This is a genomic window from Prevotella sp. khp7, assembly GCF_900109055.1.
In the GTDB taxonomy this organism is placed as follows: Bacteria; Bacteroidota; Bacteroidia; order Bacteroidales; family Bacteroidaceae; genus Prevotella.
In genome coordinates this window covers 1-26,987 of record NZ_FOIV01000004.1, presented here as the reverse complement: position 1 = coordinate 26,987, position 26,987 = coordinate 1, and the positions used below count along the sequence as shown (strand labels likewise).

The window sequence follows — 26,987 nt, the reverse complement described above, 5'->3', positions numbered from 1 at the left end:
CGAAATGACATATCTTTGCACCCGTTAACATGATTGATTAGGTATATGAATAAGAAGATATTGATTCCGATTGTTGTGGTGATGCTGGCGCTGGTAGCTGGTGTGGCGTGGTTGTTCATGAGTCTGCAGGAGCAGAAACAGGTGAACCAGGACATGCAGGAGCTGGCTGAGCTTGACAAGAAGGAGATGGAAAACGAGTATGAGCGCTTTGCCTTGCAGTATAGCGAGATGAAGACGCAGATTAATAACGACTCGATCATAGAGCAGCTCACGCAGGAGCAGATGAGAACCCAGCAGCTGCTGGAGGAACTGAAGCAGGTGAAGGCTTCCGACGCGCGCGAGATAGCCCGTCTGAAGAAGGAACTGGCCACGGTGAGAGCCGTGCTGCGCGACTACGTGATGCAGATTGACTCGCTGAACCGTCTGAACGAGAGTCTGAAGCAGGAGAACACTACCGTGAAGGCCGAGCTGGCCGAGAAGAACCAGCAGGTGGCCGGACTGAGCAGTGAGAAGGCGTCGCTCTCGGAGAAGGTGGCCATTGCCGCCCAGCTCGACGCCACCAACATTGTGATGCAGATGATTGACAAGCATGGTAAGGTGGCCAAGAAACTGAAGGACTGTAAGCAGATGAAGGTGAACTTCGCCATCACGAAGAATGTCACAGCATCGAATGGTAACCGTACTATCTATGTGCGCATACAGAATCCTGGCGGTAACGTGCTCACTGGAGGTGGCACCTTCGCCTATGAGAACCGCAACCTGGAGTGCTCTGCTAAGAAGGTGATAGAATATACGGGTGAGGAAACACCTGTGACTGTATACTGGAACATGACCCAGATGCTGGAGGCTGGCGACTACCGCGTAAGCATCTTCGCTGACGGGAACATGATAGGGTCGAGGACCTTTAACTTTAAGTAAAGAGGATGATGAACAGGAAAGGACTGAAGACGGTAAGAAGTGGGGTGAAAGGGTTTCTGCCTTTTTGCCTTTTTGCCTTTTTACCTTTCACCGCAAGTGCCCAGCGGGTGCTCTCACTCGACAGCTGTAGGCAGATGGCCTTGCGGAACAACAAGCAGTTGGGCATCTCGAAACTGAAGCAGGACGTGGCTGCCAACACCCGAAAGGCGGCACGCACGAAATACCTGCCTCATGTGAGTGCCTTGGGCGCCTATGAGTACACCAGCAAGGAGATATCGCTGCTGAGTGATGTGATGCAGGGCGAACTGGGACAGTTGGGCACCTCGTTTGCAGGTGGACTGACTCAGGGCATGGCTCCGCTGTTGGCACAAGACCCGAAGATGGCTGCCATCATGGGACAACTTGGACCGATGATGGAACAGATGCTCAATGCCGAAGGACAGAAGATTGTAGATGCTTTCCATACAGACACGCGTAACATGTTTATCGGCTCTGTGACGCTGACACAGCCCATCTTCATGGGAGGCAGCATCATCGCCATGAACAAGATGGCCGACATCGCTGAGGAGATGGCGGGGCACTCAATGGAGGCCCGTCGCCAGGCTACCCTTTACAAGATTGATCAGGCCTACTGGCAGGTGGTATCGCTCTATCATAAGAAGAAACTGGCCGAGGGCTATCTCGACCTGGTAAAGAAACTCGACGCCGATGTTCATAAGATGATTGACGAGGGCGTGGCTACGAGAAGTGACGGCTTGACAGTCGACGTGAAAGTGAACGAGGCTGAGATGACGCTCACCAAGGTCAGCGACGGACTGGTACTGTCGCGTATGCTGCTCTGTCAGCTCTGTGGACTGCCCCTCGACGAGCAGGTGGCGCTGGCCGACGAGCAGGCAGAGAACATTGCCGTGGTGGAACTGACGCCACAGCTCGACGTAGAGGCTGCCGTGGAGAACCGTCCTGAGCTGAAGATGCTCCAGAACAGTGTCGACATCTCGAAGCAGACCACCAACGTGCTGAAAGCAGGCAATCTGCCTCAGGTGGCTCTTACGGGTGGTTATGCCGTGAGCAATCCTAATGTGTTTAACGGTTTCGAGAAGAGATTCGCTGGTTTGTGGAACGTGGGCGTGATGATTCGCGTGCCCATCTGGAACTGGGGCGACGTGATGTATAAGGTACGTGCCTCAAAGGGGGCCACCTCGATTGCCAACCTCGAACTGGCTGAGGCTAAGGAACTGATTGAACTGCAGGTGAACCAGACAACCTTCAAGGTGGCTGAGGCCAACAAGAAACTCACCATGGCACAGGCGAATATCCAGCGTGCCGATGAGAATCTGCGCATGGCCAACCTCGGATTCAAGGAGGGCGTCATCACGCCAGCCACCGTGATGGAGGCACAGACGGCATGGCTACAGGCCCAGTCGCAGAAAATCGACGCAGAGATTGATGTCAAGCTCTCGCAGGTTGACCTGCAGAAGGCTTTGGGAACGCTTGAATAAAGGCGGAAAATATTAAAGGTAAAAAAGTAAAATAAAGATATGTCAGCAAAAAGTCAACACAATAACATTCTACTGGCCATCGCAGGATTCGTGGCAGTAGTCATTATCGTAGCCCTGATCGGATTCCTTGCCCTCGATCGTGAGCCAGACGTGATTCAAGGACAAGTGGAAGTGTCTGAGTATCGTGTGTCGAGTAAGGTGCCAGGACGTATTTTGGAACTCCGTGTGAGTGAGGGCGACTACGTGAAGGCTGGTGATACCCTTGCCATTCTCGATGCTCCTGAGGTGAGAGCCAAGATGGAGCAGGCGCAGAGCGCAGAGAGCGCTGCCGCTGCCTTGGAGCTGAAAGCCAGAAACGGTGCCCGCGAGGAGCAGATACGTGGTGCCTATAACGTGTTGCAGCAGGCTAAGGCCGGCTACGAGATTGCAGAGAAGTCGTACAACCGTGTGCAACGCCTCTACGACGAAGGGGTGATGAGTGCCCAGAAGCGCGATGAAGCCTTTGCAAACTATAAGGCTATGGAGGCTCAGATGAAGGCTGCTCAGAGTCAGTACGACATGGCTGTGAACGGTGCTCGCAAGGAAGACAAAATGGCCGCTGCTGCCCAGGTGGGGCGTGCCAAGGGTGCCGTACAAGAGGTGAACAGCTATATCCACGAGACTGTTCAGACTGCCCCAAAAGAGGGCGAGGTGAGCGACGTCTATCCCAAGGTTGGCGAGCTTATCGGCACTGGTTCGCCTATCATGTCGATTGCTGTGATGGACGACATGTGGGGAACCTTCAACGTGCGTGAGGATCAGCTTGGCGACTTGAAGGTGGGGTCTGAGTTTACGGTGTTCGTGCCTGCCTTCAACAAGGAAATCAGGATGAAGGTGTACTATCTGAAGGATCAGGGTTCGTATGCCGTATGGAAGGCTACGAAGGCCAACGGACAGTACGACCTGAAGACCTTCGAGGTGAAGGCTCGTCCTGTTGATAAGCTCGATGGTCTGCGCCCAGGCATGTCGTTGATTATTAAAAAGTAACAAATTGAAGTATCTATCGCAAATATGGCTGATAGCAAAGCGTGAATGTAGGATTCTTCGCAAGAATACTATTTACGGCTTCTGTATGGTCGTGTTCCCGCTGCTGGCGCTGGTGTTCTTCACCTCGCTGATGGGGGAGGGACTGCCTCAGGACATGCCAGTAGGAGTGGTAGATCTCGACAATACAAGTACCACGCGCGGCATTATCCGACGCCTTGACGCCTTTCAGAGCTCGCAGGTGGTGGCGCATTATCCCAGTGTGGCCGAGGCGCGCAAGGCTGTTCAGGAAAACGAGATATACGCCTTTCTGTATATCCCCAAGGGAACGACCGACGACCTGTTGTCTTCGCGGCAGCCTAAGATATCCTATTATTACAACATGGCATCAGTGATGTCGGGAACACTGCTGATGAAAGACCTGAAGACCATCTCTACGCTCGGCTCTGCGGCTGTCGGCCAGGCCACGATGCGTGCCAAAGGTTATACACAGAGTCAGATACAGACCTTCCTGCAGCCCATCCGCATCGACCTGCACCAGATTGCCAACCCGTGGACCAACTACAATATGTACCTCTCGACGGTGTTCGTGCCAGGTGTCATGATGCTCTTCATGTTTCTCATATCAGCCTATTCGCTGGGTATGGAGCTGAAGTTCGACCGCGGTAAGGAGTGGCTTCAGAAGGCCGACAATAACATCGTGGTAGCCCTGTCGGGCAAGTTCCTGCCTCAGGCACTGGTGTTTCTGGTGCTGATATTCTTCTATGAGTTCTATATCTACGATATCCTCCACTTCCCCCATGTGGGAGGCTGGTGGCGCATCGTACTGTTGGCGCTGCTCGAGGTGTTTGCCTCGATAGGCTTTGGTATCTTCGCCTTCGGACTGATGCCGTCGCTGCGCATGTCGATGAGTATCTGCTCGCTGTGGGCTGTGCTCAGCTTCTCACTGGCAGGCTCGGCTTTCCCTGTGATGGGTATGGACACGCCGATACAGGCGCTGACGTGGCTCTTCCCCCTGCGTCATTACTATATGCTCTATCAGATTACGGTGTTCAATGGCTATCCGTTTATCGACGCGTGGTTCCACCTTGTGGGACTGGTGGCTTTCATCCTCATGCCGTGGTTTGTCATCAGTAAGATTAAAAATGCAATGCTCACCTATGTCTACATTCCCTAACATACTGAAGTGGCTGAACGATGTCGCCTATGTATGGCGTCAGGAGATGAAGCAGGTGTTCCGCGACGAGGGCGTGCTCATATTCTTTATCATCGTACCCTTGATATATCCGCTGCTCTACTCGTGGATATATAATAATGAGGTAATCCACGAGGTGCCTGTGGCGGTGGTCGACCAGTCGCACTCCCAGCTCTCGCGCCAGTTCATCCGTATGTGCGATGCCTCGCCCGATGTGCATGTGACTTATTATGCCGAGGATCTCGACGATGCCCAGTCGCTTGTGAGCCGTCAGGTGGTGAAGGGTATCTATCTCATACCTGAGGACTTCGCAACAAAACTGAATCGCATGGAGCAGGGCACCGTCAGTGTGTACTGCGACATGGCGCTGATGCTCACCTATAAAGCCATCTACCAGACCGCCATGATGGTGAGTCAGCAGATGGGCGCAGAGATACAGAAACAGGTGTCGGGCAACTATACCGCTCGTGAGGATATGATTACCACGCGTCCGCTCGATTTTGAAGATGTGCCTATCTTCAACCCCAGCGCAGGCTATGGATCGTCTATTCTGCCTGCTGTGCTGATACTTATCCTGCAGCAGACACTGGTGCTGGGTATCGGACTGGCTGCTGGTACGGCTCGTGAGCGCAACCGTTATGGCGATCTCGTACCCATCCATCCCTGTTATAGCGGGGTGGGGCGCATTGTCAGTGGCAAGGCACTGGCCTATCTCATGGTCTATGCTGTGATGGGCGCTTTCCTCACACTGGTTGTGCCTCGGCTGTTCCACTTCCCACAACTGGCCTCGTGGCAGAATATGCTTGCCATGATGACACCCTACGTCTTGGCCTGCGTGTTCTTCGGTATGACCGTCTCGTGCTTGGTGCGCTATCGTGAGAACGTCATGCTGATTGTGGTGTTCGTATCACTGCCGCTACTGTTCCTCAGTGGCATCTCGTGGCCGCAGTCCAACATCCCAGGCTATTGGCAGGGTGTGTCGTGGCTCTTTCCGAGTACCTATGGCGTCAGGGCTTTCGTGCGAATGAACACGATGGGCGGTACGCTGGGCGACGTGGCTCCTGAGCTGCGCTATCTCTGGATTCAGGTGGCTGCCTATATGGGAGCAGCCTGTCTGGTGTATGGCCATCAGCTGCGCCTCTCAAATCAGCATGCCAAGGAGCGCCTGGAGTATCTGCGACGTAAGAAGGCTGTGCGCAAACAGTTGAAGGAGACGATAATCAAACATTAAACAAAATACGATATGTACTGGCTCAACGAATTCCTGACTGAACTCAGTGGCCTGCTATGGGGATGGCCGATGATCATCCTCCTGTTGGGTACGCACCTGTTTCTCACCATCCGCCTGCGTTTCCCACAGCGTTATATCTTCAAGGCCATCCGCCTGTCGGTCAAGAAAGACCCTGACGCCACTGGAGACGTGTCGCAGTTTGGCTCGCTGGCCACAGCCCTTGCTGCCACCATCGGAACGGGTAACATCGTGGGTGTGGCTACTGCCATTGCCCTTGGAGGACCTGGCGCCGTGCTGTGGTGCTGGCTCACGGGCGTGTTTGGCATCTCAACGAAATATGCCGAGGGCCTGCTCGCCATCAAATATCGTGTCAAGACTCCAAAAGGCAAGATGCTTGGCGGACCCATGTATGCCTTGGAGCGTGGCTTGGGGTGGAAGTGGCTCGCGGTGCTTTTCGCCCTATTTACTGCCATTGCCTCGTTTGGCATCGGTAATACCGTTCAGGCTAACGCCATCGCCACCGTGGCTCATGAGTCGTATGGCATATCGCCCTATATCACGGGTGTGTTCGTCTGTCTGATGACGGGGGCTGTGATTCTTGGCGGCGTGAAGAGCATCGCCCGTGTGTGCGGCATGCTGGTGCCTGTCATGGCCTTTCTCTATATCCTGGGCTGTGTGTATATCCTCTTCGTGAATGCAGAATATCTGTGGCCTGCCCTGCAGCTCATCTGTCGCGCAGCTTTCAGTCCTGAGGCCGCTGGTGGCGGCTTCATCGGCTCTACGGTCATGATGGCCGCCCGTTTTGGTATTGCCCGTGGACTCTTCTCCAACGAGAGTGGTATGGGTTCTGCTCCCATCGTGGCAGCAGCCGCTCAGACGCGCAACCCTGTGCGCCAGGCTCTCGTCTCGTCGAGTGGTACCTTCTGGGACACCGTGGTCATCTGCGCTCTGACAGGACTGGTTATCGTCAGCAGCGTCATTGCCTATCCTGACATCTCATTCGCAAACGGCGCTACCCTCACCAAGGCCGCCTTCTCTAAGATTCCTGTGGTGGGAACGCCTCTGCTCACGTTCGGTCTGCTCACCTTTGCCTTCTCAACCATCCTGGGCTGGTGCTACTATGGCGAAAGGGCTGTGGAGTATCTGAAGGGCAAGCGCTGGGTCATCGCGTTCCGTGTGCTTTATATGCTGGCAGTCTTTGCAGGCAGTGTCATGAACCTCGCCGTGGTGTGGAACCTCGCCGACTGTATGAACGCCCTCATGGCCATTCCTAACCTTGTGTCGCTACTCTGCCTCAATGGCATCCTCGTCCACGAGACCCGTAAGTACCTCTGGCGTCACCGACTTGACGAGGAAATGTAGTTTTCTGTTCTTTTCTCCGTTGGAAAACGCTGTTTTCTCCTAAGGAAAACACTGTTTTCTCAGTAAGAAACCACCCTTTTCTAACCGAGAAAACAGCGATACCTGACGTGTCCACCATATCTGTGGGTGCGGAAACTAATGTGTCGTTCTCGAAATGTGTGTGCTTAGTCCTTGCCGACAATCTTGGTCTTGGGCTGTTCTTTGTTGCGACGGTTCACAACAGTGACAACAGCCTGAGCCAGATTGATGAAAGCCAGACCTGTGGCGCTGTCGTTGTTGAGAGCGGCAGGAGTTCCTGCATCGCCATTGTCGCAGATGCTCTGAACCAATGGTATCTGGGCCAGCAGGGGTACTTGCATCTCTTCAGCCAGTTGCTTGCACCCTTCCTTACCGAAGATGTAGTAACGGTTCTCTGGAAGTTCGGCAGGGGTGAACCATGCCATGTTCTCGATGAGACCGAGGATGGGTACATTCACCTTGTCGTTACGATACATATCGATACCCTTGCGAGCATCGGCCAGGGCTACCTGCTGTGGGGTGCTGACGATGACGGCTCCTGTGATGGGGAGCGTCTGAAGGAGTGTCAGGTGAATGTCGCTAGTGCCTGGAGGTGTGTCGAGGATGAAGTAGTCGAGCTCGCCCCAGTCAGCATCGGCAATGAGTTGCTTCAAAGCGCTTGTTGCCATGCCGCCACGCCAAAGGGTGGCTGTGGTGGGTGAGACGAAAAAGCCGATACTCAAGAGCTTGACACCGTATTTCTCGACTGGCACGATGAGGTCGCGACCGTCTTTCTTGATGGCGTAGGGACGCTCGTCTTCTACATTGAACATCTTTGGCATGGAAGGGCCGAAGATATCGGTATCGAGCAGACCGACCTTATAGCCGAGGCGTGCCAGGGCGATGGCAAGGTTGGCGGAGACTGTGCTTTTTCCAACGCCTCCCTTTCCAGAACTGACGGCAATGATATTCTTCACGCCAGGCAGCATCTGTCCGACCTCAGGGCGTGGAGCGGTCTTGAACTCAGTCTCGATGGTGACCTCGACATCTTTGCCGCAGTGGTATTTAATAGCTGCCTCGGCAGCCTTAACGGTAGACTTCAGGAATGGATCGGTGTCGCGAGGAAACTCGAGCACAACCTTTACTTTCCATGGCTGGCCCTCTTGCTGGGGCGCTGATACAGCAGGGGTATCGGCCACCATGCCGCTTTCTACAAGGTTCTTCTTAGTGCCGGCATACGTCACCGTTGCCAGGGCATCCATAATCAATTGGGGATATAACGTCATTTCTTACCTTTTTCTTTTAGTCGCTACGCTTTGTAAAAGCGCTGAAGCGTGTTCATTCTTACCTTCTATCTTATTTACCTTTTTTTCCTTCTTACCCTTTTATTTCGCTTTTTCGAGGCTACTGCGCTTAGAGCGATGGTAGGAACGGTAGTCGTCGAGTTCTATTTCTACATCGGGCTCTTTGAGCTCACCTGTGCGTGGTAGCTGCCATTTCTGGTATTTGATGTTCAGACCGCGAGCTATCCACATTGATTCATAATAGGTCTGGATGGAGAGTATCTTCTTCGTGCCTTCGTCGATACGCTCATCATGGTAGAGGTCTTCTGTGCGGAAAACGACGGGCAGTCGGTTGCCGTCTACCATATAGGTGGTGTAGGTGAAGAGGAAGTTGGAATCGGTCTTCAAGTGAATAAGACCACCGTCGACCAGGAATTTGCGATAGCGCTCCATGAAATAGGTAGATGTGAGGCGTTTGCGGGGGTTCTTCATCTGAGGATCGCTGAAGGTGAGCCAAATCTCATTTACCTCATCTTGCGCGAAGAAACGTTCGATAATCTCGATGTTGGTGCGAAGGAAGGCCACGTTTTTCAGTCCTTCGTTGAGAGCCTGGGTGGCTCCAGTCCACATGCGGGCTCCCTTGATGTCGACGCCAATGAAGTTGACATCGGGATAGAGTTTAGCGAGTTCCACGGTATATTCTCCCTTTCCACACCCGAGCTCGAGCACGATAGGGTTGTTGTTCTTGAAATATTGCTCATGCCAGTGACCTTTCATCTCGAAGGGCACATTCTCTATTACTGAATACGGATATTGGAATACGTTTTCATACGTTTCCATGTCCGCAAATTTAGCTAACTTACCTTTTCCCATAATTAAAATTGTGCTGCAAAGTTAGTGCAAATCGAGTGAAATACCAAATAAAACCGTTTTTTTTTGTATTTCCGAAATGCAGCCTAACTTCGAGCGTCAGCTCAAGGGTACGTTTTTCTTTTGATATACGCAAATATTTGTCAACAAAAAAGCCCCGCTGGAAGCGAGGCTTGATTTCTGTTATTCGATAACGTATTTGGGTGAGTCGCCATACTTGTTGGGGCCTGGCGTACTGTCGAACAGACACATGATAATCACGATGAGTGCAAAAATGCTGTGGATAATAGACATGAAACCTATGCCTGCAATCTCACCAAAACTGTTCATCATGATTTTCTCTACGGCATGCTGACTGAGCGCACCGTAACTGGCTTCCTCTATCAGTTCGTTCATAGCTGCCGATGTAGAAAAAAGCAACTGGAACGCACAGCCCATGGCATAACTGATGTAAACCCAAAGGGCACTCTTGCCTGAGTCTTGCAGTCTGCGGGCAGTGGCTGAAAGGCCAAAGAACATGCAGATGATGGATAGAACGGCGTTCGCCAGCAGATTGTTGGCAAACATGGAGATAATCCATCCAACGACAATGACAACAAGCATCCACCACCAAAACTCAGAGCGGCGGCTGCGACCCTTGAAATCCAGAATACGACTTGAGGCCAGTTTGATAGCCTCTATGAAGTCAAGTTGAGGTAATGCTCTCATACGACGATTATTCAATGACTACGGTTGTCCAACCATGTTTGTCTTCAATCTCACCATACTGAATACCACGAAGGGTGTCGAAGAGTTTCTTTGACTGGGGACCTGGCTTGTCGCCGAAAGAGTAGCGCTTGCCTGTGTCGAGGTCGTCGATATATGAAATAGGTGAAATAACAGCTGCTGTTCCGCAAGCACCTGCTTCCTCGAAGGTCTCGAGTTCTTCTTCTGGAATTGGACGGCGCTCTACCTTCATGCCCAAATCCTCAGCCACCTGCATCAATGACTTGTTGGTGATAGAGGGCAGGATAGAGGTTGATTCCGGTGTTACGTAAGTGTTGTTCTTAATACCAAAGAAGTTGGCGGCACCACACTCGTCGATGTACTTCTTCTCCTTGGCATCAAGGTAAAACTCACAGGCATAGCCCTTCTCGTGAGCCAGATTGTTGGCAAAGAGAGAAGCGGCATAGTTGCCACCTACCTTATATTTACCAGTGCCAAGAGGTGCACTGCGGTCGTAGTCGCGAACAATGACGTAAGGATTGCTTGAGAATCCACCCTTGAAGTATGGGCCAACGGGAGTAACGAAAATCAGGAAGCAGTACTCCTTAGCAGGATGAACACCTACCTGGGCACTGGTACCAATCAGTAATGGACGGATATAGAGTGTGGCTCCGCTCTCGTATGTGGGAATCCACTCCTGGTTCAAACGAACAACCTTCTTCACCATCTCAGTGAACAGTTCGGTAGATACTTCGGGCATCATGATACCACGGCATGTTGACTGAAGGCGGGCGGCATTCTCCTCAACGCGGAACACACGGACCTTACCATCGGGGCAGCGATAGGCCTTCAGACCTTCGAAAGCCTCCTGACCATAGTGCAGACAGGTAGCGGCCATGTGCAGCTTCAGATACTCGTCGGAGCATACTTCGATTTCGCCCCATTTGCCGTCGCGATAGTAGCAACGTACGTTGTAGTCGGTCTTCATATAACCAAACGACAGACTAGCCCAATCTAAATTTTTCATTGTAACAATCTTTTTATAAGTTTCAAATTCTCTGCAAAAGTACACATTTTCATGTTAAATTAACAACTTTTTCCCATAAAACTTACGAATCTGATAGTATTTTCTTGATTTCCTCGTCTGTTTTGGTCAGTTTGTCCTTACAGAGCCTGATAAGTTCCTGGGCACGCTTCAGTTGTTCTGACATCTGGTCGATGTCAAGTTCATCGTTCTCCATCTTGCGTACGATGGACTGTAGTTCCGCAAAGGCGGCTTCATATTTGATATCTTTCATTGGATGATGGATTTGATGGTTCCTTTCTCTATTCTGGTCTCTATCTCGTCGCCTTTCTGTAACTGTTGAGGATCGCGCACTGCCTTGCCGTTGTGGAGCGTGATGCTGTAACCTCGCTTCAGAAGCACCTGAGGGTCGAGCGACCGGGTCTTCTCTTCAAGTATCTCCAGCCGATGGCGCTTTTCTGCGATATTCCGCATCAGAATCATGGATATCTGATTGTAAAGAGTATCGATTTTTGCCTCTTGACGAGTCTTTACGATAGAGAACAAGCGGGTGATGCGCTCTTGCGAATCATTGATGACTTCAAGCACTTCCGACAGATGTGAAATAAGGAATTCAGCAGCAGCGGTAGGTGTTTTTACTCGTTGGAAGCTGATCATGTCGAGGATGCTCTCGTCGCGTTCATGACCAATGCCTGTGATAATTGGTAAGGGGAAGTTGGCTACGTTTTCTGCTAAAGCCAATGTGTCGAAGCCCGACATGTCGCTGGTGGCACCACCTCCACGGATGATGACTACGCAATCGAACTCGTCGGAGACGGCATTGATGCGGTTCAGGGCTTGAATAATACTCTGTTCTACGCCCTCACCCTGCATGGTGGCAGGGAACAGCCATGTCTGAAACTGAAAACCGTAGGCGTTGTTGCTAAGCTGATTACAGAAGTCGCCATAGCCTGCTGCTGTCTCGCTGGAGATGACGGCAACATGTTGGCAGAACAGGGGAAGTGAAAGCTCTTTCTGTAAATCAAACACGCCCTCTTCCTTGAGCTGGCGGATAATCTCCTGACGCTTGCGGGCCATATCGCCAAGGGTGTAGGTGGGGTCGATGTCGGTTACGATCCAGGAGAAACCATAAGCTTCGTGGAACTGGGCATAGACCTTTAGCAAGACCTTCATGCCTGTATGGAGTTGCTGACCAGTTGTACGTTCAAAATATGGTCTGACGACTGTCCATTTCGATGCCCAGCATTTAGCGCTGGCCTTGGCTATTGGAGTTGCTGTCCGCTCGTCTTTCTCGATGAGTTCCATATAGCAATGACCTCTTGACTCGCGGCATTCAGACAGTTCTGCCTCTACCCAATATTCATCAGGCAGTTCGCTCTCGATGGTCTCTCGCAACAACCGATTCAGCTCAAACAGCGATATGTGTTTTTCACTTTTCACTGTCCAGTCTCCCTATCATGTAGGCTCTCCAAAAATTGGGAATGCCATAACCATAGATGTTATCAGGCTTTTCATAACCATTGCTGGTCTGGCGCACCAGACTGATGATTTCTAATGCCGTCTTCTGTGGGAAAGCCTGCCACAGACAGGCTACGAGCCCTGCCACGATAGGCGTAGAGAATGAAGTACCCATATCTCTTACGATGAAGCCCCGCCCAGATATCAGAGAGGCAGGACTGCCCAGAGCCATGACGTCGGGCTTGACTCTGCCGTCCTGTGTCGGCCCGACACCGCTGAAGGGCGCATTCTTCCCATCTGTGTTGAGGGCGCCAACCGTCAGTATGTTGTTGGCATCAGAAGGAAAAGTGATTTTCTTCCAAGGTCCCATGCCTGAATTACCTGCAGAATTGACAAGGATAATGCCTTTCTGTGCCAGCATCGAGGCCGTACGGCTGATGAGGGCAGTATGACCGTCGAGGTCGTGCTGGTGATAATAGTTGGGAAGGTTATCGTAGTCGTTGTATCCGAGACTGGAGCTGATGATGTCGGCACCAACGGAATCGGCAAATTCAGCGGCCATAGCCCAGTAGTCTTCTTCTACGGGCTGTTCTGTCTGTTGGTCTTCACAACGCAAGAGCCAATAACGGGCTTCTGGTGCTGTGCCTACCATAACCTCTGGCTCGTTGGCTGCCATCGCTGAGAGAACTTTTGTGCCATGATCGGTCTCTTGGTAGAAATGAGAGCTCCTTGGGTAGACAAAGTCCTTGGCGCCTATGATGTTGGCATGTCGGAAAGCTGAGATGACATCGCAGTTCATGAAACCTCCGTCGAGCACAGCAATGGTCATGCCCTTACCTTTGTGACCCAGATTATGAAGTCGCTGGCCCATCAGCATTGTGATTTGCTCTAAACCGTTTCCGTAGTATTCAGCCTTGATACTGTCCCAGGGATTAAATGACTCATGCGCTTTTTGCTTGATGGTGCGTGAGATGCTATCCGGTGAAGTCCATACCAACTCTGCCTTTCTGACACAGTCAAGAGCACCCAAACGGTTGAAGACAGTTGTGTCGTTGGAGCGTACAAGCACGGTGTTGTTCCATCGGCTTGTGCCGATGATGGTACATGCTATCGTGCCCTTTCGCTTTTCTCTGATGCGGTCGTCAGACACCTTGTCGAACATCTTCAGGTATCTGTTGCTGACGGGAAGGTCGGTAGAGTCGACTTGTAAACCTTGCTTTTTTCTGCGTTCTACTGATTTGTGTGAGAGCCAGCGGCCTGGGTGGTCGATAGAGTAGGAAGATCCCTGCTTGTCTTTCAGCGTATAGCGCCAGATATAGAATTTCCCACCAGGATATTTTATCTTGGGACTGTTGGCCGCACTGGCTTCTGGCATCCATGGCAGCGCAAAAAACAGAGATGCAATCAATAAAAACAGACTTCTTAGATGCATAACGACTGCAAAGGTACGAAGTTTTTTTTAAATTGTCGCTTATCTCGAAAAATATTCGTACCTTTGCACCATATTTTAGTTAGGTATAAGAATGAAGGATAATAAACAGGCTGCACTCGAGTTGGGACAGAAACCCGTTGGACGACTGCTTTGGCAGTATGCCCTGCCTGCCATTGTGGCCATGACGGCGTCAAGCCTCTATAATATAATCGACCGTGCGATGATTGGTCAGATTGTGGGTCCGGAGGCCATTGCTGGTCTGGGCATCACTTTCCCGTTTATGAATCTGAGTGCCGCTTTCGGAGCTGCGGTAGGCGTGGGCTCCTCAGCATGTATCAGTGTGAAGTTAGGTCAGCAGGACTATGATGTTGCAGAGAATCTGTTGGGCAATACCATCACGCTGAACCTGATTATTGGCTTCCTCTTTATGGCCGTTAGTCTGATATTCATCGACCCGATATTACGGTTCTTCGGCGCCTCGGATGTGACGTTGCCTTATGCCCGCGAGTTTATGACTGTGATTCTGTTGGGCAACATGGTGACGCACATGTACTTCGGAATGAACGCCGTGCTTCGTGCGGCTGGCAAGCCCCGTCATGCCATGTATGCCACACTGTTTACAGTGGGAATGAATATTCTTCTGGTAGTAACCTTTGTGTGGTGGTTCCGCTGGGGTATTCGTGGTGCGGCTCTGGCTACGGTCTCGTCGCAGTCGATGGCTCTCTGCTGGCAGATGTGGATATTCTCGAATAAGAAAGAACTGCTGCATCTGAAGAAAGGAATCTATAAGCTGAAGAAAGACCTGGTAAGGAATATCATCTCTATCGGTATATCCCCCTTCCTGATGAACGCCACGTCGTGTGTAATCGTGATTTTCATGAACAACCAGTTTGTGCATTATGGTGGTGATATGGCTGTGGGAGCCTACTCGATTGCCAACTCGATGGTGATGGTGTTCTTTATGTTTGTGATGGGTGTGAACCAAGGTATGCAGCCGATAGTGGGATATAATTACGGCGCTGAGAAATTTGACCGCATGTTCCGTTGTCTGTGGCTGACTATTGCCTGTGCTACAGGCTTCCTGCTGGTTGGTTGGGCGTTGTCGATGCTCTTCCCACGTGAGATAGCCCGTATCTTTACTACAGATCCGCAGTTGATAGAACTCTCGGCAAAGGGCCTTAAGATAGATATGCTGGTGTTCTTCGTAGTGGGTTCACAAGCTGCTATTACCCACTTCTTCCAGAGCATTGGCAAGGTGAAGGTGTCAATATTCCTTTCACTTTCGCGTCAGCTGATTCTGCTGTTGCCAATGGCTTATGTGTTCCCGTTGTTCTGGGACCTCGACGGTGTGTGGTATGCCATGCCCGCCAGCGACTTCGGGTCGTTTGCGATGACTATCCCTATGCTTATGTGGTATATGAAAAAAATCAAGGCTTATGGACAATATAATCATTAATGTAGGCAGACAGTTAGGAAGTGGAGGCCATGACATAGGACGTATGCTGGCACTCGACTTTAATGCTAAGTATTATGATCGGGAGTTGCTGAACCTGGCGGCCAAGGAAAGCGGTTTCTCAGAGAAGATCTTTGAAGAGAACGACGAGAAGAAAGGTTTCTTGCGTGGCTTGCTGAATGTGCAGACACCACATCTGGGCGGAGGTAATCTCTATAAGTCAAACTTCTCGCAGGAGAGTTTGTTTCAGTTCCAGAGCGATGCTATTCGCAAGGCAGCAAAAGAAGGTAGTTGTGTGTTCGTGGGGCGTTGTGCCGATTATATCCTGAGGGATTTCAAGAATGTGGTGAATATATTCGTTACCGCCTCTATGGATTTCCGTATCAATCAGGTGATGGTCAAGAGAAACATCACTCGCGAGGAGGCGCGCCACTTTATTGAGCATGGTGAGAGCCGCAGAGCGCAATACTATAATTACTATACAGGCAAGAAATGGGGAGCTGCTGAGAGTTATGACTTGTGTATAGACTCCAGCATTCTCGGACTCGTGGAGACAGAGAAACTGATTGCCGACTTTATCCGTAAGCGTTTCAGATAATGAAGAGAATCGGTATATTAAGCGATACCCACAGCTATTGGGACGAGAAGTATCTTCATTACTTCGAACCTTGTGATGAGATATGGCATGCTGGCGATATTGGTAGCGTAGAGGTGGCAGAGAAACTGGCAGCCTTCAGACCCTTCCGCGCTGTATGCGGTAACTGTGATGGGGGTGACCTGAGACTGATGTATCGCGACATAAACCGCTTCAAGTGTGAGGATGTGGATGTGCTGATTAAGCATATAGGTGGCTATCCCGGCAACTATGATTCAAGTATCCGCTCTATGCTTTATGCCAGTCCGCCACAGCTTTTTATTACGGGGCATTCGCATATACTGAGAGTTAAGTACGACAAAACACTAGGTTTACTCCATGTAAACCCTGGGGCTGCTGGCATGCAAGGCTGGCATAAGGACCGCACGATTGTTCGCCTCACGATTGACGGCAGGGATTTTAAAGACATGGAGGTCATTACATTAGGAGATAATAAAACAAAATAATATATGAAAAGAACTATTGTTATTACTGGTGGTGCAGGTTTTATCGGAAGCCATGTGGTACGTCTGTTTGTGAACAAGTATCCCGAGTATCACATTATTAACCTCGACAAACTGACATATGCAGGAAACTTGGCAAACCTCAAAGATATAGAAAACAAGCCCAACTACGAGTTTGTTAAGATGGATATCTGCGACTTCGAAGCATTCTACAAGTTGATGCAGGATAAGAAGGTGGATGGTATCATCCATTTGGCTGCAGAAAGCCATGTAGACCGCTCTATCAAGGATCCCTTTACCTTTGCCAAGACAAATGTGATGGGTACCCTGAGTCTTCTCCAGGCCGCTAAACTTTACTGGGAATCGTTGCCTGAGAAGTATGAGGGCAAACGCTTTTATCATATCTCTACCGATGAGGTCTATGGTGCGCTTGAACTGACTCATCCTGAGGGTATCGAACCTCCATTCACCACAACAGCAAGCAGCGCAGAACATCATCTGGCTTATGGCGACAAGTTCTTCTTGGAGACTACGAAATATAATCCCCACTCACCATATTCGGCATCTAAGGCTTCAAGCGACCACTTTGTGCGCGCATTCCACGATACCTACGGCATGCCAGTAGTAGTAACCAACTGCTCGAACAACTATGGCCCTTATCAGTTCCCTGAGAAGCTGATACCTCTTTTCATTAATAACATCCGTCATCGCAAGCCGCTGCCTGTTTATGGTAAAGGCGAGAACGTACGCGACTGGCTGTATGTAGAGGATCATGCACGTGCCATCGATGTGATTTTCCATGAGGGAAAGATTGCTGATACTTATAACATCGGTGGCTTCAACGAATGGAAGAACATCGATATCATCAAGGTGGTGATAAAGACCGTCGACCGTCTGCTAGGACGCAAGGAGGGCGAGGATATGGATCTGATAACCTTCGTAACCGATCGTGCAGGCCATGACCTCCGTTATGCCATCGATTCAACAAAATTGCAGAAAGAACTCGGTTGGGAGCCCAGTCTGCAGTTCGAGGAGGGCATTGAGAAAACCGTACGCTGGTATCTTGATAACCAGGAGTGGCTTGACAATGTAACCTCGGGTGATTATCAGAAGTATTACGATAACATGTACGCAAATAGATAAGTGGATAAACTGACTCAATCTCTCCATTCCTTCCTGGTGCGTATCGGTATGACGCCTGGAAGTATCAGTCCTCAGATGGAACACTATCTGGAACATCTGCTCTATCTTCTTCCGCCAGAGGAAGAGGAGGCTGTGACTCATTATTACGGCCTTTTCGGCACACATCGCTATTCGTTACAAGAGATAGCTGCTGAGTTGCACTTGTCGCAGGAAGATGCCATGGAGCGCATTGATCAATGTGTCAGAAAACTGGCTATAACCCCAGAATGGCAAATGATGAAACAAAGTTTAAAGATATGAAGAAAATATTGCTTTTAGGCTCAGGTGAACTCGGTAAGGAGTTCGTGATAGCCGCTATGCGTGCTGGACAGTACGTGATTGCTTGTGACCGTTATGATAATGCGCCGGCCATGCAAGTGGCTGATGAGCGTGAAGTGTTCTCTATGCTTGATGGCGACGCTTTGGAAGCTGTTGTCAATAAGCATAAGCCCGACATCATCGTGCCAGAGATTGAGGCCATCCGTACGGAGAGGCTCTTCAAGTTCGAGGAGCAGGGTATTCAGGTGACACCTTCTGCCCGTGCCGTGAATTTCACCATGAACCGTCGTGCCATCCGCGACCTGGCTGCTAAAGAGCTGGGACTGCGTACAGCAAAATATTTTTATGCTAAGACTTTTGAGGAATTCAAGGCTGCTGCCGATGAGATTGGTTTCCCCTGTGTGGTGAAACCCTTGATGTCGTCATCTGGTCATGGTCAGAGCTATGTGCATAATGATAGTGAACTGGAGCAGGCTTTCAAGGAAGCGATGGAGGGAAGCCGTGGTGATGTGAAGGAGGTAATCATCGAGGAGTTCATCGATTTCGATTCTGAATTTACCTTGTTGACAGTTACACAGAAGAATGGTTGGCCTACACTGTTCTGTCCGCCCATCGGACACGTGCAGAAATCGGGAGACTATCGTGAGTCATGGCAGCCATATAAGATTTCTGATGAAGCACTGAAACAGGCTCAGATGATGGCTGATAAGGTGACGAAAGCTCTTACAGGTGCTGGCATCTGGGGTGTTGAGTTCTTCTTGACAAAGCAGGGAGAGGTCATCTTCTCAGAACTTTCTCCACGTCCGCATGATACTGGTATGGTGACATTGGGACATACCACAAACCTCTCTGAGTTCGAACTTCACTTCCGTGCAGTCATGGGACTGCCTATCCCAGCCATCCATCTGGAGCATGCTGGAGCCAGTGCGGTGATTCTTTCTCCCGCAGAAGCATCGAGCCCTGTAGACCGTTCGCTGTTGCCTTATAACTTGGATGAGGCTCTGAAGGAGGACCGAACTCGTATTCGTATCTTCGGTAAACCCGAGGCTCATAAGGGACGCCGTATGGGTGTCGTACTCTGTTATGGTGAAGTGGGTGACGATGTGAATGCGCTCCGTGATAAAGCTAAGCGTCTGGCAAAGACTGTCTTAGGTACCGATCCCTATGCCAAGCTTGGACATTAAGATATTCGACCTGCCAAAGATTACAGACCCTCGTGGTAACCTAACAGTTGCCGAGGGTCTGGATATTGTTCCGTTCGACATCAAACGGGCTTATTGGGTTTATGATGTTCCTGGTGGCGGTAGCCGTGGCGGACACGCCCATAAGCGCCTGCGCCAGTTCGTTGTTGCGTTAAGCGGCTCTTTCCACGTAACACTCGACAATGGCTATGAACGAAAGACGGTGCTTCTGAATCATCCTTATCAGGGACTGTTGATTGACACTGATATCTGGCGTACGCTGGATGATTTCTCTTCTGGCGCTGTATGTCTCGTACTTGCCTCTGAACATTTCGATGAAGAGGATTATATCTATGATTACGATGAGTTCCTGAAATACATAGGATGTTCGAGATAAAGCGATATACGCCTGACTGTGCAGACGAATGGAACCGATTTGTCGCAATGTCGAAGAATGGTACGTTTCTGTTTGATCGTGGATACATGGACTACCATTCAGACCGTTTCAACGATCATTCGCTGATGTTCTACGACGCGAAAGGGCTTTTCGCTCTCTTGCCTGCCAATGCCAGAGATGGTGTGCTTTATTCTCATCAGGGACTGACTTACGGGGGACTGGTAACAGATGGGCGTGCTACGACAGAGAGTGTATGCCAGCTGTTTCGTGAAATGAATGACTCTCTTCGCACTGTCGGATTCAGACAGGTGGTGTATAAACCTGTACCTTGGATCTACCATTCATTGCCTTCTGAGGAAGATCTTTATGCGCTTTTCGTTGTGTGTCAGGCCCGTTTAACAGGGCGCGACGTGTCTTCTGTCATTCCGTCAACGGATAGTCTGGCGTGGCGTCGTGACCGTCGTTATGCAGCTAATAAGGCCTGCAGAAATGGTGTCGTTGTTAGTCAGAACGATGATTATCATACTTTCTGGCATATCCTGACTGAAAATCTCCAGACAAGGTATGGACTGTTGCCTGTGCATACGCTGAATGAGATGCTCCTTTTGAGAGAGCGCTTTCCTCTGCATATACGACTTTATACGGCCACAAAAGATGGTGAGATGCTAGGAGGTACGGTGTTATATCTCTGTGGAAAGACCATGCATTCGCAATACATTGCCTCTACACCTGAAGGCAAGCATCTTCACGCAGTGGATGCTCTGTATGAGCGCATATTGAAAACGGATTTTCCTCAGGAGAGCGATTTCTTCGATTTCGGGAAGTCTACTTTAGGGTACAGCTACGACCTCAATGGGTCGTTGATGTCCCAGAAAGAGGGCTTCGGCGCCCGAGCTGTTTGTTATGATACATATGAATGGACGCTATGATCAGATATCTCGATTTGAAACTCATTAATGACAAGCATGATGCGGAATTGCGCCAGGCTGTAAATGATGTGCTGGATAGTGGATGGTATCTGAAAGGCGAGGCGACTAAACGTTTCGAGGTACATTATGCGAAATATATCGGCAGTCGCCACTGCATCGGTTGTGGCAACGGGTTGGATTCTCTGATGCTGATACTCCGTGGTTATATGGAGTTGGGTGTCATGCAGTCGGGAGATGAGGTTATCGTACCAGCTAATACATATATTGCTTCAATACTTTCCATTACGCAGTGTGGGTTGAAACCGGTATTGGTTGAACCAAGATTCGACACGTTGCAAATAGATGATGCCCGAATTGAAGCTGCAATTACAGAGCGTACCAAGGCCGTCATGATAGTCCATCTTTATGGTCGATGTGCCTATACGACTCGTATAGGACAGATATGTCAGAAGTATCAGTTGAAATTGATTGAGGACAATGCCCAGGCTCACGGATGTGTTTTTGGAGAACGGCGAACGGGCTCTCTAGGTGATGCTGCAGGGCATAGCTTCTATCCGGGTAAGAATCTTGGTGCGTTGGGTGATGCCGGGGCTGTAACCACAGATGATGATGATTTGGCTGAGGTAGTAGTAGCACTTGGAAGTTATGGGTGTCGTCAGAAATACATACATGACTATCAGGGGCGAAACTCGCGTATCGATGAAATCCAGTCAGCTATGCTTGACGTCAAACTGAAACATATCGATGCCGACAACCAGCGCCGTAAAGAGATAGCTTCCCTATATATTAATAAGGTGGAGAATCCTCTGATCCGCATTCCTCAGTCTGATAGGGATTGCGTGTGGCATATCTTCCCCATTTTTTGCGAGCAGCGCGACCAGTTGCAGCAATACCTTGCTGAAAACGGCATAGAAACCCAGATCCATTACCCCATACCTCCCCACAAACAGAAGTGCTATGACCATTGGAATCATCTTTCATTACCCATCACCGAACAAATCCATAACGAGGAGTTGAGCATCCCTTGTCATCAGGCTTTGACAGACGAAGAGGTCGCCACCATCATCCAGGCCCTAAATTTTTTCTCATAAAGTGTAATATCACACAAAAACATGCGTCTAACTAAGTAGAGACATGTAAACAGAACATTAACAATTTAAAAAACATTACGATTATGGATTGGATTACAGCTCCCCTGGTATGTGCCATCATTTTTGGTTGTATCTACAAAGTTGTTGAGTTGTTTGTCCGCAAGCGCGAACGACTGATGCTGATCAACAAAATCACTGAGATCTCTAACACCGATTTCAAGGGTATCAACCTCTACAACAGCGGCAACAAGTTCACGGCCCTGCGCGTCGGGTGGCTGATGTTGGGTGCAGGTTGCGGATTCTTGTTCGGATTCCTCATCAACATGATGGCTACTTACGGACAATATGCCAGTAATTTCGACAACGTTTGGCGTTATCACAGTGTAGTTGGAGGTATTGTCTATGTGGCCTGCATCTGCATCTGTGGCGGTATCGGCCTGCTGTTGTCCTACAGGGCTGAGAGAAAAGCAGAACATCCTGAGGAGAAGAAAACCGACGAATTCCAGGTCTAACCGATGCAGACGGACGAAAAAGAATTAATAGCCCGAATCCTCGACGGTCATGCCGAGGACTTCGGCTATTTCTTAGAGCGTTATAGCCAGGAAGCCTTTGCCATTGTGGTACGCCTCGTACCACAACAGGAAGACGCAGAGGAACTGGTTCAAGACGCTTTCGTCCGTGCTTTCAATCGGTTGGAGACGTTTGCCGGCCACGCTTCTTTTTCTACATGGATCTGCAGGATTGCCTACACTACTACGATATCGTGGTTGAGAAAACGGCGCATCAAATACCTCAGTATGGAGGACCTGCCAAAATTGACGGACACAGAAGTTGATGAAACCCTCGACGATGAATCCCGTATCGAGGAACTGCGCCGGGCTATCACACTGCTAAAGCCCGATGAGCAGACTCTTATCACGCTCTATTATTACGACAATCGTCCGTTCAGCGACATTGCCTATATCCTCGATGCTGAGCCAAACACATTGGCAACCCGCCTGCATCGTATTCGACGCAAACTTTATTTACTCATGAAACATGGAACAAACAACTAAAGATCGTGCATTGATGAAAGCTCTTGCTCCCGAAGAGCCAAGGAAACTGCCATCCAACTTCCCATATCTCACCATGCGTCGTATCAAGGAAGAACAACGTTTGGAGGAGCGTCGTCAGCATGTCATTGCCATTGTCACGACCATAGCCGTATCTCTTGCTGGTATTAGTGCCATTCTCTACTTAATCGGCGATATGCTTTGGCATTCTTTAGTGAGCGTCTGCAGCGAGCCAGAAGCGTTTGCTCTCGTCTTGCCAACGCTTTTCTGCCTGCTTTTCTTCGCTCTGGTGAACCATTGGCTCTCCCGCCGCAACCTCACTGAGGACAGTTCTCTGTGAGGTTGAAAAAAAAGGTCGATGAAATCATCAACCTCTTTGATTCTTTTACTCCGGCATGAGTAGGATGGTGGCGCTGCGGGCGGCTTGGGCACCCATCACCAGGACTTGGGCAATATCGGCTGTCTTTGAGGGGCCACTGATAAACACGCCGTAGCCATCGTACTCTTTGTCGAACTCGATGCGCGTGTAGGCCTCGTGCATGTTGTTCACAATCTGGCTCTTCGGCAGCAGGATAATCAGGTTTTCTGAGATAAAGCAGACGGCCTTCTCTTTCATGGTCTGGGGAATCCAGATGCAGCCATTCTCTGCCACACCGAACTTGCCACGAATCACGCCAACATCCGTGCCGTTCAGGTCGCGAGCACGCTCAACGGTGTCAGGATTACGTGTGGCGATGGTGATCTCTGGAAGGTTTGATGCAATCTCCTTGGCATCAGGGAACAACTCACGGATGAGTGCATTTACATCACGTTCTGGGTCGACCTCTATCACTTGTCCGCCCACCATCTCACTCATCTTAACGAACTGCACCAACGGGTTGGGGTAAGTGATGGCCTTGATATCACTCAGGTCGGGCATGTCGAACTTCTCTTTGACATTCGCCCTGTATTTCTTCAGTATATCGTCTTTGTTACTCATAACTCCAATTTATTACTTCACTTTTCCTTTTTTCCACAATGAATGGAACGTCTCCTTTGGGAATTTCATCATCTCATGTCCCTCAGCCCATGGGTTCAGTTTTATGTTCATCAGAGGTGATGGGATGAAGTTTGCCATGAAGGCCATTGAGGTAGCGGTATTGTAAACACCGCTACTGCCATAGAGCACTCCCATTCCTTTACATATCAGTTTCTTTTCAGGATTGGCTGTGCCAAAATCGTCAAGTTGCTGGCGCCACATATAAATCTGGTCGCCCAGATTGACTTTGGCCGGACAGACGGTTTGACAACTGTTACAGAGCGTGCAGGCACTCACGTTGCCAGAGTGCTCCTGAGGATTACGCAGCATACCGAGGTTGATACCGATGGGACCTGGGATGAAATAGCTATAGCTATAACCACCACTGCGACGGTATACAGGGCAGCTGTTCATGCACGAACCGCAACGGATGCATTTCAGTGCTTCCCAGTGGTCGGGATTGCCAATCCACTCACTTCGCCCGTTGTCCACCAAAATGATATGCATGGGGGCTGCTGTGGGGCGAGCTTTGCGGAAGTGACTGGTATAGGTTGTTGTCGGTTGTCCAGTACCTGCTCGGCATAGCATACGCTGGAAAACTGCCAAACAATCATAGTCGGGGATGACCTTCTCAAGTCCGATGGCGGCGATGTGCAGTTTGGGGCATGAAGTCGACATGTCGGCATTACCTTCATTGGTACAGACCACAATGTCACCAGTAGACGCTATACCAAAGTTAGCGCCAGTCATGCCGGCATCGGCTGTAAGAAACTCATTACGCAAACTCAGACGAGCTCTGTAGGTAAGGTATGTTGGGTCGTGGTTGCCTTTCTCGGTTGAGATGCCTTTTTCTTCAAACAGCTCGCCTACGTCGTCGTGATTCAGATGGATGGCTGGCATCACAATATGACTCGGCTTTTGACCCTTCAATTGAATGATGCGTTCTCCGAGATCAGTCTCTACGACCTCAATGCCTTTCGACTCTAAGTAAGGGTTCATGTCGCATTCCTCTGTGAGCATTGACTTCGACTTAACCATCTTCTTCACATTGTGCTGTTTTAAAATGCCATATACAATCTCGTTGAATTCTTCTGCATCCTTGGCCCAATGAACGATACAGCCGTTCTTCTCTGCATTGGTAGAGAATTGATCGAGGTATTCGTCTAGGTGAGTAATGGTATGGCGCTTAATGGCACTGGCCTTCTCGCGCAGTTGCTCCCACTCGTCTAAGCCGTATGCCATATTGTCACGTTTGGTGCGCACTGACCAGAAGGTGGCGTCATGCCACTTGGCGTATGTCTGGTTCTTTAGGAACTCTTTTGCCGCTTTACTATGTGATGTACTCATGTCTTTACCTTATTTAATTATACTATATCGTTAAAGGCCTGCTGCGAGAATCTCTACAACATGTTTGAATTCTATGTTTAGTCCTTCTTTCTTAGCAACACCTGCCATGTGCATTAGACAGGAACAGTCAGGTCCTGTCACATATTCGGCTCCAGTCTGTATATGACGTTCAACTTTGTCTCTTCCCATTTGTGCACTGATGGCTGTCTCTTCAATAGCGAACATCCCGCCAAAGCCGCAGCATTCATCGGGACGCTCGGGCTCAACCACCTGAATGCCGTCAACCAGTTCAAGTAAATCTTTGATTTTGTTGAACTTAGGGACATTTTTCTCACTGGGCGAACTCAGACCAAGTTCGCGAACACCATGACAGGAATTGTGTAGACTGACCTTGTGAGGAAAAGTGCCTAGGCGTTGGTCTACTTTGACGACATCATGCAGAAATTCAACAATGTCCATGATTTTATCAGAGGTTGTGCATTGGTGCTTACCTTTCAAAAGGCGTGGATAGTTCAGCTTTATAAATGCAGTGCAACTGACTGATGGTGCGACCACATAGTCAAAGCTCTTGAATTTTTCCTCAAACTTCTCGGCCAGAGGTGTGGCTTGGTTCTCAAAACCTGCGTTAGCCATTGGCTGACCGCAACAAGTCTGATTCAGAGGATAGTCCACATCAAGCCCAAGATGTTTCAGTATCTTGTATGCTGCAACACCCACTTGCGGGTATACCACGTCTACATAACAGGGAATAAATAGTCCAATCTTCATATTCGTAGTTTGATTTTTTAGTTATTCGTGGGTACAAATATAGTGAAAAAGTTCCAAAAATACTAATTATTCGGTATTTTATCTCTCTGTTTTATGTTTTATTAAAAGTAAATGTTTACCTTTGTGGCATCATATTTGCAGATAGATTATTGAATCAAAGAAAACTTTATGAGTATGAATTATAATGAATTGAATTTTAATGGTATGACTCGGGAGCAGGAGCTTTCGATGTCTTCAGCTTTTCCGGTATTAATGCGGAAAGTGTATGTATGGATGACGCTGGCTCTAGTCCTGACGGGCGTTACCGCTTATGGCGTAGCTACATCTCCTGGTATTATGACGACGCTGTTTACAAATCGTATCCTTTTCTGGGGTTTGCTTATTGCAGAATTTGCATTGGTTATAGGTATTAGCGCAGCTATTAATAGGTTGTCTTTGACTACGGCTACATTGATGTTTGTGCTGTATTCTGTCATCAATGGCGCGGTGCTATCATCAATCTTCATGATTTATACATTGTCAAGTATTGCCAGTGTGTTCTTTATCACCGCTGGTACGTTTGCTGTGATGGCACTTATTGGTTATACCACAAAGACCGATCTGACCTCTATGGGTAAGATCCTGTTTATGGCACTGATTGGTATTATCATTGCCACTATCGTGAATATATTCCTCAAGAGTTCTGGTTTGGAGACTGTGGTAAGCTATCTGGGCGTGCTCATCTTTGTAGGACTGACGGCATATGATTCTCAGAAAATCAAGAATATGTTGCAGATGGCGCCCGATGCAAGTGAAGGGGCTCAGAAGCTGGCTTTACTTGGTGCGCTGACTCTTTATCTCGACTTTATTAATCTCTTCATTTATTTGCTTCGTATTTTTGGACGACGAGAATAAGTCTCGCGTACATTATATATAATATATAAAGAATAGTGATATTTGTAATGATTCCCGAAAACTTTAATGTTTTTGGGAATTTTTTCTTTTAAAAATTTGGATGGTATTGATATTTGTTGTAACTTTGCACTCGCTTTCGCTCAAAAACAGGGCTGAGGCACAAAAAGAAAGAGTTCTTTGAAAGATTTACATAGACAGAAGTAGTACAAGAAGCGAGAGCAGAGATGCTCTTGGGTAGAAAGAAACGAACCGTTTCAATTTCTTGAATTTGGATAGTCGTTCTGAGACAGATAATGATTAT

At 49.3% G+C, this 26,987-nt stretch carries 29 protein-coding genes; 19 read left to right on the top strand and 10 right to left on the bottom strand.

Annotated elements, in window-relative coordinates:
- Positions 1-45: 45 nt before the first annotated feature.
- From BMX82_RS10500 to BMX82_RS10475, 6 genes are read left to right on the top strand one after another with little or no spacing between them, the layout of a single operon-like run.
- On the top strand, positions 46-918 hold the full coding sequence (locus BMX82_RS10500; protein WP_036909502.1) for a hypothetical protein: 873 nt from the start codon (positions 46-48) through the stop codon (positions 916-918).
- A gap of 5 nt (positions 919-923) precedes the next feature.
- Positions 924-2,417 (top strand): TolC family protein, encoded by a 1,494-nt coding sequence (locus BMX82_RS10495; protein ID WP_410524415.1) that lies wholly within the window; start codon positions 924-926, stop codon positions 2,415-2,417.
- A 39-nt stretch (positions 2,418-2,456) separates the two neighbouring features.
- The gene (locus tag BMX82_RS10490) at positions 2,457-3,443 is read left to right on the top strand and encodes an HlyD family secretion protein (protein ID WP_091768680.1); all 987 of its coding nucleotides are present in this window, start codon (positions 2,457-2,459) and stop codon (positions 3,441-3,443) included.
- A gap of 4 nt (positions 3,444-3,447) precedes the next feature.
- Positions 3,448-4,617 carry an ABC transporter permease gene (locus tag BMX82_RS10485; RefSeq protein WP_255396598.1) on the top strand — a complete coding sequence of 390 codons (1,170 nt, stop codon included), beginning with the start codon at positions 3,448-3,450 and terminating at the stop codon, positions 4,615-4,617.
- On the top strand, positions 4,601-5,866 hold the full coding sequence (locus BMX82_RS10480; protein WP_091768674.1) for an ABC transporter permease: 1,266 nt from the start codon (positions 4,601-4,603) through the stop codon (positions 5,864-5,866). Before BMX82_RS10485 ends, BMX82_RS10480 begins: the two co-directional genes overlap by 17 nt.
- 12 nt (positions 5,867-5,878) lie before the next feature.
- Entirely contained in the window at positions 5,879-7,228 is a 1,350-nt protein-coding gene (locus tag BMX82_RS10475; protein ID WP_091768672.1) for an alanine/glycine:cation symporter family protein, read from the top strand.
- A gap of 164 nt (positions 7,229-7,392) precedes the next feature.
- Here BMX82_RS10475 and BMX82_RS10470 read toward each other — a convergent pair whose 3' ends face one another.
- From BMX82_RS10470 to BMX82_RS10440, 7 genes are all read right to left on the bottom strand, one after another.
- Positions 7,393-8,511 (bottom strand): Mrp/NBP35 family ATP-binding protein, encoded by a 1,119-nt coding sequence (locus tag BMX82_RS10470; RefSeq protein ID WP_036909495.1) that lies wholly within the window; start codon positions 8,509-8,511, stop codon positions 7,393-7,395.
- A gap of 99 nt (positions 8,512-8,610) precedes the next feature.
- Entirely contained in the window at positions 8,611-9,381 is a 771-nt protein-coding gene (gene trmB / locus BMX82_RS10465) for a tRNA (guanosine(46)-N7)-methyltransferase TrmB (RefSeq protein ID WP_091768669.1), read from the bottom strand.
- A gap of 180 nt (positions 9,382-9,561) precedes the next feature.
- Positions 9,562-10,086, bottom strand: coding sequence for a DUF805 domain-containing protein (locus BMX82_RS10460; protein ID WP_091768666.1), 525 nt, complete (start codon positions 10,084-10,086; stop codon positions 9,562-9,564).
- Between the two features lie 7 nt (positions 10,087-10,093).
- Positions 10,094-11,110 (bottom strand): branched-chain amino acid aminotransferase, encoded by a 1,017-nt coding sequence (locus tag BMX82_RS10455; protein WP_036909490.1) that lies wholly within the window; start codon positions 11,108-11,110, stop codon positions 10,094-10,096.
- A gap of 82 nt (positions 11,111-11,192) precedes the next feature.
- Positions 11,193-11,381, bottom strand: coding sequence for an exodeoxyribonuclease VII small subunit (xseB, locus tag BMX82_RS10450; RefSeq protein WP_036909489.1), 189 nt, complete (start codon positions 11,379-11,381; stop codon positions 11,193-11,195).
- Positions 11,378-12,547: an exodeoxyribonuclease VII large subunit gene (xseA, locus tag BMX82_RS10445; protein WP_091768664.1), complete on the bottom strand. Its 1,170-nt coding sequence runs from the start codon at positions 12,545-12,547 to the stop codon at positions 11,378-11,380. Before xseA ends, xseB begins: the two co-directional genes overlap by 4 nt.
- Entirely contained in the window at positions 12,537-13,997 is a 1,461-nt protein-coding gene (locus tag BMX82_RS10440) for a S8 family peptidase (protein ID WP_255396597.1), read from the bottom strand. The genes xseA and BMX82_RS10440 overlap by 11 nt, the downstream gene beginning before the upstream one ends.
- Before the next feature lie 91 nt (positions 13,998-14,088).
- On the opposite strand from BMX82_RS10440, the gene BMX82_RS10435 reads away from it, so the two are divergent.
- The 12 genes from BMX82_RS10435 to BMX82_RS10380 all read left to right on the top strand — a co-directional run bounded on the left by BMX82_RS10435 (position 14,089) and on the right by BMX82_RS10380 (position 22,999).
- A complete protein-coding gene (locus BMX82_RS10435) occupies positions 14,089-15,453 on the top strand; it encodes an MATE family efflux transporter (RefSeq protein WP_036909485.1) in 1,365 nt (454 codons plus the stop codon).
- Positions 15,434-16,048, top strand: coding sequence for a cytidylate kinase-like family protein (locus BMX82_RS10430; protein WP_036909484.1), 615 nt, complete (start codon positions 15,434-15,436; stop codon positions 16,046-16,048). The genes BMX82_RS10435 and BMX82_RS10430 overlap by 20 nt, the downstream gene beginning before the upstream one ends.
- The gene (locus tag BMX82_RS10425) at positions 16,048-16,551 is read left to right on the top strand and encodes a metallophosphoesterase family protein (RefSeq protein ID WP_091768658.1); all 504 of its coding nucleotides are present in this window, start codon (positions 16,048-16,050) and stop codon (positions 16,549-16,551) included. The genes BMX82_RS10430 and BMX82_RS10425 overlap by 1 nt, the downstream gene beginning before the upstream one ends.
- 3 nt (positions 16,552-16,554) lie before the next feature.
- Positions 16,555-17,691 carry a dTDP-glucose 4,6-dehydratase gene (rfbB, locus tag BMX82_RS10420; protein WP_036909482.1) on the top strand — a complete coding sequence of 379 codons (1,137 nt, stop codon included), beginning with the start codon at positions 16,555-16,557 and terminating at the stop codon, positions 17,689-17,691.
- Positions 17,692-17,991 carry a sigma factor-like helix-turn-helix DNA-binding protein gene (locus BMX82_RS10415; RefSeq protein WP_091768655.1) on the top strand — a complete coding sequence of 100 codons (300 nt, stop codon included), beginning with the start codon at positions 17,692-17,694 and terminating at the stop codon, positions 17,989-17,991. It abuts the gene before it with no gap.
- Positions 17,988-19,193, top strand: a complete 1,206-nt coding sequence (gene purT, locus BMX82_RS10410; protein ID WP_036909480.1) for a formate-dependent phosphoribosylglycinamide formyltransferase — start codon at positions 17,988-17,990, stop codon at positions 19,191-19,193. Before BMX82_RS10415 ends, purT begins: the two co-directional genes overlap by 4 nt.
- Positions 19,174-19,587, top strand: coding sequence for a sugar 3,4-ketoisomerase (locus tag BMX82_RS10405; protein WP_177172082.1), 414 nt, complete (start codon positions 19,174-19,176; stop codon positions 19,585-19,587). Before purT ends, BMX82_RS10405 begins: the two co-directional genes overlap by 20 nt.
- The gene (locus BMX82_RS10400) at positions 19,575-20,516 is read left to right on the top strand and encodes a GNAT family N-acetyltransferase (protein WP_091768653.1); all 942 of its coding nucleotides are present in this window, start codon (positions 19,575-19,577) and stop codon (positions 20,514-20,516) included. The genes BMX82_RS10405 and BMX82_RS10400 overlap by 13 nt, the downstream gene beginning before the upstream one ends.
- Positions 20,513-21,607, top strand: a complete 1,095-nt coding sequence (locus tag BMX82_RS10395) for a DegT/DnrJ/EryC1/StrS family aminotransferase (RefSeq protein ID WP_091768650.1) — start codon at positions 20,513-20,515, stop codon at positions 21,605-21,607. Before BMX82_RS10400 ends, BMX82_RS10395 begins: the two co-directional genes overlap by 4 nt.
- Positions 21,608-21,690: 83 nt before the next feature.
- Positions 21,691-22,119, top strand: a complete 429-nt coding sequence (locus BMX82_RS10390) for a DUF6249 domain-containing protein (RefSeq protein ID WP_091768647.1) — start codon at positions 21,691-21,693, stop codon at positions 22,117-22,119.
- Positions 22,120-22,122: 3 nt separating this feature from the next.
- A complete protein-coding gene (locus BMX82_RS10385; protein WP_091768644.1) occupies positions 22,123-22,662 on the top strand; it encodes an RNA polymerase sigma factor in 540 nt (179 codons plus the stop codon).
- Positions 22,646-22,999, top strand: a complete 354-nt coding sequence (locus tag BMX82_RS10380; RefSeq protein WP_091768642.1) for a hypothetical protein — start codon at positions 22,646-22,648, stop codon at positions 22,997-22,999. Before BMX82_RS10385 ends, BMX82_RS10380 begins: the two co-directional genes overlap by 17 nt.
- Before the next feature lie 45 nt (positions 23,000-23,044).
- Here BMX82_RS10380 and BMX82_RS10375 read toward each other — a convergent pair whose 3' ends face one another.
- The 3 genes from BMX82_RS10375 to BMX82_RS10365 are packed head-to-tail and all read right to left on the bottom strand — an operon-like array spanning position 23,045 to position 25,792.
- Positions 23,045-23,638: a LutC/YkgG family protein gene (locus BMX82_RS10375; RefSeq protein ID WP_091768640.1), complete on the bottom strand. Its 594-nt coding sequence runs from the start codon at positions 23,636-23,638 to the stop codon at positions 23,045-23,047.
- Between the two features lie 12 nt (positions 23,639-23,650).
- The gene (locus BMX82_RS10370; protein WP_091768637.1) at positions 23,651-25,024 is read right to left on the bottom strand and encodes a lactate utilization protein B; all 1,374 of its coding nucleotides are present in this window, start codon (positions 25,022-25,024) and stop codon (positions 23,651-23,653) included.
- Positions 25,025-25,054: 30 nt separating this feature from the next.
- Positions 25,055-25,792 (bottom strand): (Fe-S)-binding protein, encoded by a 738-nt coding sequence (locus tag BMX82_RS10365; RefSeq protein WP_091768632.1) that lies wholly within the window; start codon positions 25,790-25,792, stop codon positions 25,055-25,057.
- A 174-nt stretch (positions 25,793-25,966) separates the two neighbouring features.
- Here BMX82_RS10365 and BMX82_RS10360 point away from each other — a divergent pair, with 174 nt between their 5' ends.
- Positions 25,967-26,686, top strand: a complete 720-nt coding sequence (locus BMX82_RS10360; protein WP_036909991.1) for a Bax inhibitor-1/YccA family protein — start codon at positions 25,967-25,969, stop codon at positions 26,684-26,686.
- Positions 26,687-26,987 lie beyond the last annotated feature (301 nt).